This window comes from Polaromonas sp. P3_B4, from assembly GCF_056402835.1.
This window is the reverse complement of the sequence record NZ_JBFUGQ010000002.1, coordinates 583,577-597,122: the sequence shown is the minus strand read 5'-3', so window position 1 is coordinate 597,122 and position 13,546 is coordinate 583,577. Positions and strand designations below refer to the sequence as shown.

The 13,546-nt window shown below is 64.8% G+C and carries 13 protein-coding genes; 9 read left to right on the top strand and 4 right to left on the bottom strand.

What is annotated here, in order from left to right:
• The first annotated feature begins 39 nt into the window (after window positions 1-39).
• Entirely contained in the window at window positions 40-1,710 is a 1,671-nt protein-coding gene (locus AC1DVV_RS19600) for a SulP family inorganic anion transporter (RefSeq protein ID WP_457279810.1), read from the top strand.
• Between the two features lie 67 nt (window positions 1,711-1,777).
• Here the strand turns inward: AC1DVV_RS19600 and bamE are convergent, their stop codons facing one another.
• Window positions 1,778-2,299 (bottom strand): outer membrane protein assembly factor BamE domain-containing protein, encoded by a 522-nt coding sequence (gene bamE, locus AC1DVV_RS19595; RefSeq protein WP_457279613.1) that lies wholly within the window; start codon window positions 2,297-2,299, stop codon window positions 1,778-1,780.
• A gap of 141 nt (window positions 2,300-2,440) precedes the next feature.
• On the opposite strand from bamE, the gene AC1DVV_RS19590 reads away from it, so the two are divergent.
• The 4 genes from AC1DVV_RS19590 (at window position 2,441) to AC1DVV_RS19575 (ending at window position 5,830) form a co-directional block, all read left to right on the top strand.
• On the top strand, window positions 2,441-2,668 hold the full coding sequence (locus tag AC1DVV_RS19590) for a DUF3460 family protein (RefSeq protein WP_457279614.1): 228 nt from the start codon (window positions 2,441-2,443) through the stop codon (window positions 2,666-2,668).
• A gap of 94 nt (window positions 2,669-2,762) precedes the next feature.
• Window positions 2,763-3,644 (top strand): segregation and condensation protein A, encoded by an 882-nt coding sequence (locus AC1DVV_RS19585; protein ID WP_457279615.1) that lies wholly within the window; start codon window positions 2,763-2,765, stop codon window positions 3,642-3,644.
• A 162-nt stretch (window positions 3,645-3,806) separates the two neighbouring features.
• Window positions 3,807-5,417 carry an L-aspartate oxidase gene (gene nadB / locus AC1DVV_RS19580; protein ID WP_477666099.1) on the top strand — a complete coding sequence of 537 codons (1,611 nt, stop codon included), beginning with the start codon at window positions 3,807-3,809 and terminating at the stop codon, window positions 5,415-5,417.
• Between the two features lie 53 nt (window positions 5,418-5,470).
• Window positions 5,471-5,830: a 5-carboxymethyl-2-hydroxymuconate Delta-isomerase gene (locus AC1DVV_RS19575; protein WP_477666098.1), complete on the top strand. Its 360-nt coding sequence runs from the start codon at window positions 5,471-5,473 to the stop codon at window positions 5,828-5,830.
• A gap of 7 nt (window positions 5,831-5,837) precedes the next feature.
• On the opposite strand, the gene AC1DVV_RS19570 is transcribed toward AC1DVV_RS19575, so the two are convergent.
• The 3 genes from AC1DVV_RS19570 to nadC all read right to left on the bottom strand — a co-directional run bounded on the left by AC1DVV_RS19570 (window position 5,838) and on the right by nadC (window position 9,662).
• Window positions 5,838-7,598 carry a chorismate-binding protein gene (locus AC1DVV_RS19570; RefSeq protein ID WP_477666097.1) on the bottom strand — a complete coding sequence of 587 codons (1,761 nt, stop codon included), beginning with the start codon at window positions 7,596-7,598 and terminating at the stop codon, window positions 5,838-5,840.
• A 73-nt stretch (window positions 7,599-7,671) separates the two neighbouring features.
• Entirely contained in the window at window positions 7,672-8,787 is a 1,116-nt protein-coding gene (gene nadA, locus AC1DVV_RS19565; protein WP_477666096.1) for a quinolinate synthase NadA, read from the bottom strand.
• Window positions 8,784-9,662, bottom strand: a complete 879-nt coding sequence (gene nadC, locus AC1DVV_RS19560) for a carboxylating nicotinate-nucleotide diphosphorylase (RefSeq protein ID WP_457279620.1) — start codon at window positions 9,660-9,662, stop codon at window positions 8,784-8,786. The genes nadA and nadC overlap by 4 nt, the downstream gene beginning before the upstream one ends.
• A gap of 159 nt (window positions 9,663-9,821) precedes the next feature.
• On the opposite strand from nadC, the gene panD reads away from it, so the two are divergent.
• From panD to bioF, 4 genes are all read left to right on the top strand, one after another.
• Window positions 9,822-10,202 carry an aspartate 1-decarboxylase gene (gene panD, locus AC1DVV_RS19555; RefSeq protein WP_431095265.1) on the top strand — a complete coding sequence of 127 codons (381 nt, stop codon included), beginning with the start codon at window positions 9,822-9,824 and terminating at the stop codon, window positions 10,200-10,202.
• 80 nt (window positions 10,203-10,282) lie between these two features.
• Window positions 10,283-11,617 (top strand): adenosylmethionine--8-amino-7-oxononanoate transaminase, encoded by a 1,335-nt coding sequence (locus tag AC1DVV_RS19550; RefSeq protein WP_477701746.1) that lies wholly within the window; start codon window positions 10,283-10,285, stop codon window positions 11,615-11,617.
• Window positions 11,610-12,302 (top strand): dethiobiotin synthase, encoded by a 693-nt coding sequence (gene bioD, locus AC1DVV_RS19545; RefSeq protein WP_457279622.1) that lies wholly within the window; start codon window positions 11,610-11,612, stop codon window positions 12,300-12,302. The genes AC1DVV_RS19550 and bioD overlap by 8 nt, the downstream gene beginning before the upstream one ends.
• On the top strand, window positions 12,299-13,507 hold the full coding sequence (bioF, locus tag AC1DVV_RS19540; RefSeq protein ID WP_477701745.1) for an 8-amino-7-oxononanoate synthase: 1,209 nt from the start codon (window positions 12,299-12,301) through the stop codon (window positions 13,505-13,507). Before bioD ends, bioF begins: the two co-directional genes overlap by 4 nt.
• Window positions 13,508-13,546 lie beyond the last annotated feature (39 nt).

Here is a 13,546-nt window from a genome sequence, read left to right as displayed (position 1 = left end):
ACCGGTCACACAACTCCCACGCCCCACGCCCGCCGCATGATGCATTTACCGGCCTATCTCGCCCCGTTCCGCCCTCGCCTGTTTTCAGCGCTTGCCGGCTACAACCGCGAACGGTTTTTCAAGGATGCCGGGGCCGGCGTCACGGTGGGTATTGTGGCTTTGCCGCTGGCCATGGCTTTTGCCATCGCCTCCGGCCTCAAGCCCGAGGCAGGCATCTGGACGGCGATCATCGCAGGCGCATTGATCTCTGCGCTGGGCGGCTCGGCGGTGCAGATAGGCGGCCCTGCCGGGGCCTTCATCGTCATCGTCTACGGCATTCTGGAACGCTACGGCCTGGCCAACCTGCTGATCTCCACCGCCTGCGCCGGCGTGCTGCTCTTTCTGCTGGGTTTTTTCAGAATGGGCACACTGGTGCGCTACGTGCCGGTGAGCATCGTGGTGGGTTTTACCAACGGCATCGCAGTGCTGATCGTACTGTCGCAGGTCAGGGACCTGCTGGGGCTGGTCGTTCCCAAGATGCCGGCCGATTTTTTCTCGCAGCTGCGTGTGATCGGCGAACACCTGGACAGCTTCAACCCTTACGCGCTGGGGCTGGGGCTGGCCTGCCTGCTCGGCCTCTTTGTGTGGCCCAAGCTGTTTGCCGCGCACACGCGAAGCGCCGGCGGTTTCACCACGCGGCTGATCAGGCTGATGCAGGCCGTCGAAGGCGTGCAGCTCAAGCGGGCCACGCGCATGGCATCGCGCATGCCGGGGCCGATTGTGGCGCTGGTGACGCTTACCGCGTTTGCCTACCTGCTGAGCCTGCCCGTGGAAACCATCGGCAGCCGCTTCGGCGGCATCCCGCGTGCGCTGCCTTCATTTGCCCTGCCCGATTTCTCCTGGGAAACCGTGCGGCTGTTGGTGGCACCCACCATCACCATTGCACTGCTGGGTGCGGTGGAGTCGCTGCTCTGCGCACGCGTATCCGACCAGATTTCCGGCCTGCCGCGCCATGACCCCAACCAGGAACTGATGGCCCAGGGCGTGGCCAACTTTGTGGTGCCGTTCTTTGGCGGCATGCCCGCCACCGGCACCATTGCCCGCACGGTGACCAATGTGCGCTCGGGCGCCACCTCTCCCGTCTCGGGCGTGGTGCATGCCCTCACGCTGGTGGTCGTCGTGCTGGTAGCCGCCCCGCTGGCCGTGCATGTGCCGCTGGCGGTGCTGGCCGGCATTCTGCTGTATGTGGCCTGGAACATGGGGGAATGGCGCGAATTCGCCCACCTGCGCCAGGCCAGCAGCCACTACCGTCTCATCATGCTGGGAACGTTTTTGCTGACCGTGGTTTTTGACCTGACGGTCGCCCTGCAGGTCGGCCTGATCCTGGCCTGCGTGCTGTTTGTGCGGCGCATGAGCACCCTGTTCCAGGTGGTGGAGGTCTCACGCAGCGCCGATGGCGCCAGTTTCCAGCTGTATGGCTCGCTGTTCTTTGGCGCAGTCGCCAAGCTCGACCCCATCCTGAACGTGGTGGAAAGCGCGCCCAAAGGCCTGGTGGTGCGGCTGGACGTGCAATCGCTGCAGTCGCTGGACACCTCCGGGCTCGATGTGCTGGAGCAGCTGCACAAGGCCATCGTGCTGCGCGGCGGCCGGCTGGTCATGGCAGGGCTCAATGCCCAGCCGCGGGCCGTGATGCAGCGCTCGGGCTTCCTGGAGAAAATTGAAACGCTATAAAAACAGGAGCTGCTTGCGCCTGTCCCTATTGGGCTGCAGCTCATTTTTCTTTATAAACCCAGGCACATCAGCGATTGCCACCTGAAGCGCTCGCGCTTTCATCGTCCACCGAGCCCGTGCTGACCACTTTCAGGTCCCCGTCAAACACCACGGTAAAGATGCGTGCCGCCGACGGTGGCTCCATGTAACGCCAGTCGTAATGAGTTTCCTGCTTCAGCGCGTAAGGCGTGACCTTCATCGGCTTGCCCAGCATTTTTCGCACCTGTTCCATGCGCATGCCGGGCTGCACCCTGGCAAAATTTTGCGGTGTCAGCACCTGCCGCAGCGCACTCATCCTGCCGTCCGCACCTATCGTGATCATGTAGTTGACCTTGCCTTCCGGCTGGCGGTTGTATTCGAAGGTGCGGGCGCCGGGCGCCGCCGCAGCGCCGGGCTGCGGCGTTTCGGCCATGTCGGCCGCTTCCCACACCTTCTCGGGCTCACCAAAGCGGGCACGTACATCGGCCTCCGTGGCCACACCTTCTTCCAGTTCGGCAATGCGCTGCGCGTCACATGCCACCAGGCCAAGCACAAATGAGAGCAGACCCATACAGATGAACGTCCTGACGGAAAAAAGTGCTGAAAAGCCCGTTCGGGCCGGTGCAAAGGAGGGTGGGGAAGGTGGTAACAATGGGCGCAAGGCAGACCCCGGTAAAATCAGCCAACTATACGATTCAGGCAGTTTAGACCCATGTCCCTCCTCAACTTCTTCCGCCGCTCCGACTACACCTCCGACACCACGCAGTTCATCGACCAGCTGAAGGCCAACAAGCCCACCCTGGAAGCCGAGCAACGCGCCGGGCGCGCGCTGTTGTGGGACAAGAACCTGAACCGCACCGAACAGGCGGAATACGGTGAGGCCAAGGTTCCCCAGCAGCCTTACGTGTACGGCACGAGCAGCCACCCGAACGGAAAATAAGAGCCAAATAGGCCTCTAGCCCTTGCAGGACTTGCGCAATCAGCTATCTTTTTCATAGCAAATCTTTAGCGCACTCACCGCTTCGGCCTCTTTCATGTCCCAAACCCCTTTTTCACCATCCCCCCAGGAACTGCCGCCGGCCGCCGGGCAGGAGCTGTCCGCAGCCCTGAGCCCGGACATGCCCGCCGTGATCGACCAGGTGGCGCTGGCCCGCCTGTACGGCGAGCCGCTGTTTGCCATGCCGCACGACCTGTACATCCCGCCGGATGCGCTGCAGGTCTTCCTGGAGGCGTTTGAGGGACCGCTGGACTTGCTGCTGTACCTGATCCGCAAGCAGAACTTCAACATCCTCGACATCCCGATGGCGGCGGTCACGCGCCAGTACCTCACCTACGTCGACGAAATCCGCTCCACCAACCTGGAACTGGCGGCCGAATACCTGCTGATGGCGGCCATGCTGATTGAAATCAAGTCGCGCATGCTGCTGCCGCCCAAGAAGGTGGCGGAAGGCCAGGAGCCCGAAGATCCGCGCGCCGAACTCGTTCGCCGCCTGCTCGAGTACGAGCAGATCAAGCTGGCCGCCCACAAACTCAACGAAGTGCCGCAATTCGGCCGCGATTTCCTGCGCGCGCAGGTGTATGTCGAGCAATCGCTGCAGCCGCGCTTTCCCGATGTGCACATCGTGGACCTGCAGGACGCCTGGCGCGACATTGTCAAACGCGCCCGCCTGGTACAGCACCACGTCATCAGCCGCGAAGAACTCTCGGTGCGCGAGCACATGAGCATCGTGCTGCGCAAGCTGCAGGGCCGCAAGTTCCTGGAGTTTGAAGACCTGTTCGACGCCACGCGCGGCATGCCGGTGCTGGTGGTGACCTTCATCGCGCTGCTCGAGCTGTCAAAAGAAGGCCTGCTGGAAGTGACGCAGGCCGAGGCTTTCGCGCCCATCTATGTGCGGCTGGCTTACACGCCCGCCTAAATATTGCCCCCACGCTTTTCACTTCGTGTAATGCGCTGCCCCCCGAGGGGGCCGCTGCGCCTGCGGTCTGGCGAAGCCAGTCCCGCGGCCCCTGCTTGCATAAGAGCATTCTGCGCATCGTGAACAAACCTGGTTTCCATCTCAACGGTGAGTGACTTATCAATGACCTCCGACAGCCTGGGTTCACACTACTTCGACGTCCTCATCATCGGCAGCGGCCTGGCGGGCCTGTCTGCCGCGCTGCTGCTGGCACCTGGCCGGCGTGTGGCGGTGGTGACCAAACGTGCGCTTGGCGACGGGGCCAGCGGCTGGGCGCAGGGCGGCATGGCTGCCGTGCTGGCCGAGGGCGACTCGCTGGAGCAGCATGTGAGCGATACGCTGGTCGCAGGTGCGGGCCTCTGCGACCTGCCTGCCACGCGCGCCGTCGTCGAAGGTGCGCCCGAAGCCATTGCCTGGTTGCGTGCACTGGGCGTGGCTTTTTCCGAAGACGCCGGCCATCCCGGCGAACTGCACCTGACGCGCGAGGGCGGCCACAGCCAGCGCCGCATCGTGCACGCGGCCGACGCCACCGGCGCCGCCGTGCAACGCACGCTGATGGAGCAGGTCCGCCAGACGCCCGGCATCACGCTCTATGAGCACCACATGCTGATCGACGTCATCACCGACCGGCATCTCAAACAACCCGGTAACCGCTGCTATGGTGCCTATGTGCTCGACACCGCCAGCGGCGAGGTGCTGACCTTCAGCGCCGGCCACACGATCCTGGCCACCGGCGGCGCGGGCAAGGTGTATCTCTATTCCACCAATCCCGACACCGCTACCGGCGACGGCATTGCCGCCGCCTGGCGGGCCGGCTGCCGCGTGGGCAACATGGAGTTCATCCAGTTCCACCCGACCTGCCTCTACCACCCGGACGCGAAATCGTTTTTGATCACGGAAGCCGTGCGCGGCGAAGGCGGCAAGCTGCTGCTGCCGCCCTCGGCCGGCGGCGGGCGCTTCATGCCGGCGCACGACGCGCGGGCCGAACTCGCGCCGCGCGACGTGGTGGCCCGCGCCATCGACTTTGAGATGAAAAAGCACGGCCTCGACTGTGTCTACCTGGACATCTCGCACCAGAGCCCGGCTTTTCTGCAGGAGCACTTCCCCAACATCCTCAAGCGCTGCCTCGAGCTCGGTATCGACATCACACGCCAGCCCATCCCGGTGGTGCCGGCCGCGCACTACACCTGCGGTGGCGTAGTGACCGACCTGGCCGGACGCACCGATGTGGCGGGCCTTTATGCCGTTGGCGAAACCGCCTGCACCGGCCTGCACGGCGCCAACCGCCTGGCGAGCAACTCGCTGGTGGAATGCGTGGTGCTCGCACGCGCCACGGCCCACGCGATTGATGCCCTGGCGCCGGCCGAAGTCCCCGCCCTGCCCGCCTGGGACGAAAGCCAGGTCACCGATGCCGACGAAGCCGTGGTGATCTCGCACAACTGGGACGAGCTGCGCCGCTTCATGTGGAACTACGTAGGCATTGTGCGCACCACCAAGCGGCTTGAACGCGCGGCGCACCGCATTGCCTTGCTCAACGCGGAGATCCAGGAGTTCTATGCCAACTTCCGTGTCACACGCGACTTGCTGGAGCTGCGCAACCTGGTGCAGGTGGCGGATCTGATCGTGCGCTCGGCGCACGGCCGGCACGAAAGCCGCGGCCTGCATTTCAGCCGCGACTTCCCTGGTACCGCTGAACAGGCCATTCCTACCGTGCTGGTACCGCCCGGAAGTTAATCTTTCCCGAATCCCCTTTATCCGTTTCTTGCCACTTTTTATTCAGAACCCACATGCCTCACCTGATCGTTGAATACTCCAGCAACCTGGCCGGCTTTCCCAAAGCCGAAGTGCTCCAGGCGCTGAACCAGGCCGTCGCCGCCAGCCCTGAAATACAGGATGAATCCGACCTGAAAACCCGGCTCGTCGCCCTGGACGATTTTGAAATTGGCACTGCGCCGGCCTCACGCGCTTTTGTGCATGCCCAGCTGCGATTGCTGTCGGGCCGCACGCCGGACGCCAAGAAGGACCTGGGTGCGCGCATCGCTGACGTGCTGCGCCGCCTGACCCCGCGGCCAGCGGGCGTGATGGTGCAGCTGAGCGTGGAAATGGTCGACATGGACCGCGCGTCCTACGTCAAGGAAAAACTCTAAGCAGTTTTTAGTCGGTTCGGACAAGGCTCGCGTCTATCCAGCCCCTCAGGCTGTTCACAAACGCCCAGCCCTCAACCGTTGACAATGCGTCCACCCGCACGACGCGTTCGGTCAACCGGCCCGCCTGCAACGCCAGCGCGCGGCCCACACCCGGCAGCAGCCCGCAGGCCAGCGGCGGCGTGACCCAGCGGCCATCCACGCGCATCGCGATGTTGCCACGCGTGCATTCGGTGATCTCACCCTCAGCATTCCACAGCACGCTGTCAAACACGCCAGGTTCGGTCGGCGTGAAGGCGTCGTAATGCGCGCGGCGCGTCGTTTTGAAGCGCACAAATTCGCCGTGCGCCGCGTCCAGCGGGCGGTCGGCCAGTTGCAGGCGCACCTGGGGCAGCGACGGTTCCATGGCATAAGCCTGGGCGGCGAATTTTCCGCTGGCGCTGAGCAGCAGGCGCACGCGCCAGAGGCCCTGCGGGTGCGCCTGCGCCAATGCCTGCAGGCACGCATGGGCCTGCACGGCATCCCATCGGTGGCCAAAGTGGGCGGCAGAAACCGCCATGCGCGCCAGGTGGTCTTTCCTATGGCGCAACTGGCCCGCTTCCAGCGCCAGGGTTTCCAGAATCTCGAAGGGCATGCTGGCTCGCTCCAGAAAGGCCTGCTTGTGGCGCCACTCCTGCCATTCCCCTTCGGCCACAGAACCCGAGGTGATGCCGCTGCCGATGCCGCAGCGGGCCTGGGCGCCGCGCAGGCTGACGGTGCGGATCGGCACATTGAAAGTCGCCATGCCGCCGGGTTGCACCACACCGATGGCCCCGCAATACACACCGCGCGGCCCGGCTTCCAGTTCACGAATAGCCTGCATGGCGTGCACCTTGGGTGCGCCGGTGATCGAACCGCAGGGGAACAGCGCGGCAAACACCTCGGCCAGGCTACAGCCGGGCCGCGTGCGCGCCTCGACGTCCGACGTCATCTGCCAGACCGCGGGCAGCGCCTCGGTGTGAAACAGGCGCGGCACGCGCACACTGAAGGGCTCGGCGATGCGCGACAGGTCATTGCGCAGCAGGTCCACGATCATCACGTTCTCGGCACGCTCCTTGACTGACGTGCGCAGCGTTTCGGCCTGGGCCGCATCGCTTTCGGGCGTCGTGCCGCGCGGTGCTGTGCCTTTCATCGGCCGTGTCAGAAGCTGGCCGGCGCGCCAGTCAAAAAACAACTCGGGCGACACCGACAAGATCTGCTCATCACCGGTATCCAGGAAAGCTGCATAACCGCCGGGCTGCGCGCGCTGCAGGGCGCCAAACAAGGCATGGGCCGGCGCGGCCTCTGCCCCCGGGACCAACAAGCCGGCCATCTGCGCAGTGAAATTGACCTGGTAGTACGCGCCGTTGGCAATCGCCCGTTGGAGCGTGCCGAGAGCCTCCTCAAAAACCAGGCGATCCAGCCCCGGCTGCCACTGCACCTGCACATCGGCACCTGGTACGGTTCGCGGCCAGGGCAAGGCTTCATCATGCACCGCAAACCAGGCCAGCGGCCCATCCGCATCGTGCACAGCCAGCGCGGCATCAAAAGCCGGGGCGGCTTCATAGCGCAGGTAGCCCACACACCAGGCGCCCTGTGCGGCAGCGGCCTGCACGGCATCCAGTACCGGCCGTACCTCGTCGAGCGTGCGTGCCACCAGCACCGCACGCGGCGCGCTGAAAGCACGGCGCAGGCGCGGCGCGGCACTGTCATGCGGATCCGAGAAGTCAATACAGGCCGTTATAGGACTCATATCGGCCTCCAGTCCATACAGGACAAGCGCAAGCAGCTATCAAAACAGGAGCATATCCAGGGCCGGACCGATGTCAGGCCGCACCGATATGCGGCACCAGCCCTGAAGTAGGCTGGCCGTTTTTCAGCGCGGCGGTGAAAGCCAGCATGCGGTCAATCGGCAGCCGGGCACGCAGGCCCAGTGCGGGGTCTATCTTCACTTCATGCGCACCGGTTTCCAGCACATGGGCCAAACCGGCCAGGCCGTTCATGGCCATCCACGGGCAGTGTGCGCAGCTTTTGCAGGTGGCGCTGTCGCCGGCGGTGGGCGCTTCAATAAACACTTTACCGGGGTTGAGCGTGCGCAGCTTGTGCAGCATGCCGTTGTCGGTCGCCACAATGAATTCGCGCGCGTCCATCTCGCGCGCCGCCTTCAAAATTCCCGAAGTGGAGCCCACGGCATCGGCCAGCGCCACCACGTCCGCAGGTGACTCGGGGTGCACCAGCACTTTGGCGCCAGGGTGCTCTTTTTTCAGGGCCTGCAGTTCAAAGGCCTTGAATTCGTCGTGCACGATGCAGGCGCCATTCCAGAACACCATGTCGGCACCGGTCTCGCGCTGGATGTAACTGCCCAGGTGCCGGTCGGGCGCCCAGAGGATTTTCTGGCCCTGGTCTTTCAGCGCACGCACGATGTCGAGCGCGCAGCTGGATGTCACCACCCAGTCGGCGCGCGCCTTCACGGCGGCGCTGGTGTTGGCATACACCACCACCGCGCGGTCCGGGTGGGCGTCGCAAAACGCGCTGAATTCATCCACCGGGCAGCCCAAATCAAGCGAACAGGTCGCATCAGGGTCGGGCATCAGCACGCGTTTTTCAGGTGAAAGAATCTTCGCCGTCTCACCCATAAAGCGCACACCCGACACCACCAGCGTCTGTGCCGCATGGTCGCGGCCAAAACGCGCCATCTCCAGCGAGTCCGACACCAGGCCGCCGGTCTCTTCGGCCAGGTCCTGCAGGTCGGGATGCACGTAGTAGTGCGACACCATGACGGCGTTGCGGGCCTTGAGCAGTTCGCGGATGCGGGCCTTCAGCACGGTGCGCTCGGCCTGCGTGGGCTCGGCCGGCACACGGGCCCAAGCCTGGTGCGTGCTGCAAGCCGCGCCCTCGGGCTGCTCGTAGTCCACACGGATGACGGGCAAAACCACGCTCATGCCGCCACCGTGCTCTCGGCGTCGAAGCGCATGGAAAAATCAATCGCCCGCACGTCTTTGGTCAGGGTGCCGATGGAAATCCGGTCCACGCCGGTTTCGGCCAGGGTGCGCAGGCCCTCCAGGGTGACCCCGCCCGAAATTTCAAGGATGGCTCGCCCATTGTTGATGCGTACAGCCTCTTTGAGGTCGGGCAGGCTCATGTTGTCGAGCAGCACCATGCGCGCACCGGCGTTCAGCGCCTGGGCCAGCTCGTCCAGGTTCTCGACTTCGATTTCCACAAAATCAGCCTGCGCGGCGACGTCCGCAGCGCGTGCCAGCACCTGCGCGATTCCCCCTGCGGCCGCGATGTGGTTTTCCTTGATGAGCACGGCGTCATACAAACCCACCCGGTGGTTGGTTCCGCCGCCCGCGGCGACCGCGTATTTTTGCGCCAGCCGCAGGCCGGGAAGGGTCTTGCGTGTGTCCACAATAGCAGCCCGCGTACCTTTCACGATGTCAACATAAACGGCCGTTTTACTCGCAACGGCGCTTAACAGCTGTAAAAAATTGAGGGCCGTGCGTTCAGCCGACAGCAGGGCACGGGCAAGCCCGCGCACTTCAAACACTACCTGGCCGGCTTCGCAACGCTCGCCATCCAGCACATGCCAGACCAGTTGGGCATCCGGATCCAGCTGCCGCATCGTGGCCTCGACCCAGGCGCTGCCACACACCACAGCGCTTTCACGCGCCACCACCTGCGCCCGTGCCTGGCGGGCCGGGTCAATCAGTGCGGCGGTCAGGTCGCCGCTGCCAATGTCCTCGGCCAGCGCGCGTGCCGCATCCGCCCGGGCCAGGGCGCCCAGCGCTTCAGTCGTGAAATCAAATGACTTTTTCATAAGTAATCTAAGAAAGAAACCGCGCAGTACCCTGCACTAAACTATTGAGTAGACCTCAAAACTGCCGCGAATGTTACAGCGCCCCTGCCGCTGCCCGCCGCCGGCCCCCTTCGCCCACCCCGGCGTTTTCCTTTTGCCTGGGTACACCCTACACACATCATGTTCAGAACCCTGCTCAAGTCCAAGATTCACCGCGCTGCGGTAACCCACTGCGAACTCAACTACGAAGGCTCCTGCGCCATCGACGAAGACCTGCTGGATGCCGCCAACCTGGCAGAGAACGAGCAGGTGCACATCTGGAACATCAACAACGGCGAACGCTTCATCACCTACGCCATTCGTGCCGAACGCGGCAGCCGCATCATTTCGGTCAACGGTTCCGCCGCGCGGCGCGCCGCCGTGGGCGACCTTGTCATCATCGCGGCGTTTGCGCAGGTGCATGAAGAGCATGTCGCGGGCTTCAGCCCCAAGCTGGTGTTCGTCAATCCGGACAACCGCATCAAGGAAGAGCGCTCGACCATTCCGGTGCAGAAGCCCTGACCCGCGCCCGACTCGTGCTTTAGCTCCGGCTTGCAGCGCACGCCTGAGCTTTCGCCCTCCACTCCTCACCACGGGCCTCCATGGACAACCTCTCAATGATCCAGCGCAGCCTGCGCCATGTGTGGCACCCCTGCACGCAGATGAAGCTGCACGAGGCGCACCCCCCGGTACCCATCGCCAGGGCCGAAGGGGTCTGGCTGTACGACTTTGAAGGCCGGCGTTACCTGGACGGCATCAGCTCGTGGTGGGTCAACCTGTTCGGCCACGGCCATCCGCACATCAAGGCGGCGCTGCGCGACCAGCTGGATCGGCTTGACCACGTCATGCTGGCCGGTTTCACGCACCAGCCGGTGGTGGAGCTGTCTGAGCGGCTGGGCGCATTGACCGGGCTGGGCCATGCTTTTTACGGCAGCGACGGCGCCAGCGCCACAGAGATCGCGCTGAAGATGAGCGCGCATTACTGGCGCAACACCGGAAAGCCTGAAAAGTGCCGCTTCATCGGGCTCGCAGGCGGTTACCACGGCGAGACCGTGGGCGCACTGGCCGTGACGGACATTGCCATTTTTCGTGAAGCCTATGCGCCGCTGGTGCGGCTGGCCGCCACCGTGCCCAGCCCCGACGCACGCGGCGCGCAGCCCAGTGAAAGCGCTGCAGACGTAGCACGTCACGCAGCCGCAGACCTGCAAAGCTGGCTGGAGCAGCATCATGCGCAAACCGCCGCGCTCATCCTGGAGCCCATGGTGCAGTGCGCGGCCGGCATGGCCATGCACGATGCCGCCTACCTGCGCGAAGCGCGCGCACTGTGCGACCGCTATGAGGTGCATTTGATTGCCGATGAAATCGCCACCGGCTTTGGCCGCACCGGCACCATGTTCGCGCACCGGCAGGCGGGCATACGGCCTGACTTCATCTGTCTCTCGAAAGGACTCACGGGCGGCACGCTGCCGCTGTCGGCGGTGCTGACGACCGACGCGGTATACGAGGCGTTTTATGACGACGACGTGGCGCGCGGCTTTTTGCATTCGCATTCCTACACCGGCAATCCGCTGGCCTGCCGCGCCGCGCTGGCCACGCTGGAGCTGTTCGAGCAAACCGATGTGCTGGCAGACAACGCAGTCCTGGCCAACACCCTGGACCGGGCCTTCGCGCCGCTGACTCAGCACTCTGCTGTACGGAACGCACGCAGGCTGGGCATGATCTGGGCTTGGGACATCGAGCCCACGACGGTGCCTCACTTCGCACGCCGCTACACGCAGCACGCCATGGCCCACGGCGTGCTGCTGCGCCCAATCGGCCACACGGTCTACGCCATGCCTCCCTATGTGATGGACGAAGAGGCGATTGGCCACCTGGCGCGCGGCGCGCTGGCCGCGCTTGACGCCACCCTGGCCGAAGAAATTACTGCACATGGCTGAAGCGGCGCACAAGACGGTTTCGCTGTTTGTCACCGGCACCGACACCGGCGTGGGCAAAACGCTGGTCAGCGCTGCACTGTTGCATGCGCTGGCCCACCGGCATCTGCGTGTGGTGGGCATGAAGCCGGTGGCGGCAGGCACGGTGCCGATTGACGGTGTAGATGCCAACGAAGACGTGCTCGCCCTGCGCGCAGCTTCCAGTTGCCGCGTACCACCCGAACTCGACAACCCGGTGCTGCTGCCCGACCCGGTGTCACCACACATCGCAGCCGCCCGCGCCGGTGCGCGCATTGACATTGCCCACCTGGTAGCCTGCCACCGCCAGCTCGCGCTGCAGGCCGATGCCGTGGTGGTGGAAGGCGCGGGCGGCTTTCATGTGCCGCTCTCGCCCACGGAGACCGGCGCCGATCTGGCCCAGGCGCTGGGCCTGCCCGTGGTGCTGGTGGTGGGTCTGCGGCTGGGCTGCCTGAACCACGCCCTGCTCACCGCCGAAGCCATCCGCGCGCGCGGTCTCACACTGGCCGGCTGGGTGGCCAACCACATTGACCCAAACATGCTGGCGCAGGGGGACAACATCGCCTTTCTACAAAAGCAGTTGCAGGCGCCATTGCTGGCCACCGTTCCCTGGCAACCCAACATTGACGCACGCAAGGTCACCATCAACCTCCCCACTGAATGGCAATGAACATCACCTCCTCCTGGCTCGACGAATTTCCGGCACGCGTTTCCGAACTGGACCGCACGCACCTGCGCCGCCAGCGCCGCGTGGTCATGCCTGAAAGCGGCGCACGTCTCTCGGTTGACGGGCAAAGCATGCTGGCCTTTTGCAGCAATGACTACCTCGGCCTGGCCGCGCACCCGGCCCTGGTGCAGGCAGCCTGCACCGGCGCACAAGCCTACGGTGTCGGGTCGGGTGCATCGCCACTGGTCAGTGGCCACAGCGCCGCCAACGAGGCGCTGGAACGCGAACTCGCGGCCTTCGTGGGCCTGCCGCGCGCGTTGTATTTTTACGCGGGCTACGCCACCAACATCGGCATCGTGCCGGCGCTGGTGGGTGCCGGCGACGCGATCTTTTCGGATGCACTGAATCACGCCTGCCTGATTGACGGCGCAAGGCTGTCGCGCGCAAAAATCCACCGCTACGCACACACCGACCTGGACGCGCTGGCGCGAGAGCTCGCGCAAAGCGACGCGCCGCGCAAGCTGGTGATCAGCGACGCGGTGTTCAGCATGGACGGCGACAGCGCCGACATTCCCGCCCTGCTGGCGCTGTGCGAGCGCCATGACGCCCTGCTGCTGCTGGACGATGCACATGGCTTCGGCGTGCTGGGCCCGCAAGGGCGCGGCAGCCTGGCCGCCGCGGGGTTGTATGGCGCCAAGGCCTCGCGCCGCGTGCTCTACATGGCCACGCTGGGCAAGGCGGCAGGCGTGGCCGGTGCGTTTGTAGCGGGCGACGAGGCCCTGGTTGAATGGCTGCTGCAAAAAACCCGCAGTTATATTTTTGCCACTGCCGCGCCGGCGCTGCTGGCCAGCGCGCTGCGCGCCAGCCTTGCACTGATTGAACAGGATAACTGGCGCCGCACGCATTTGCAGCAACTCATTGCGCGGTTGCGCAGCGGCTTGCTGGCGGGCCTGAAAGGCAGCCACTGGCAACTGCCACCCTCGCAGACCGCCATCCAGCCGCTGCTGATCGGCCGCAACGACGAAGCCCTGGCCGTGATGGAAGGCCTGCGCATACGCGGCATCTGGGTGCCGGCGATTCGCCCGCCCACCGTGCCCGATGGCACGGCGCGCCTTCGCATTGCGCTGTCGGCCGCGCACACCGAAGCCGATATCGACCTGCTGGTCGAAGCCCTGACAGCCCTGGCAAAGCATCCGCTGCCAGGCTGAAGCAAGCTTCAGAAAAACGCATCAGATAGACTCAAAAAC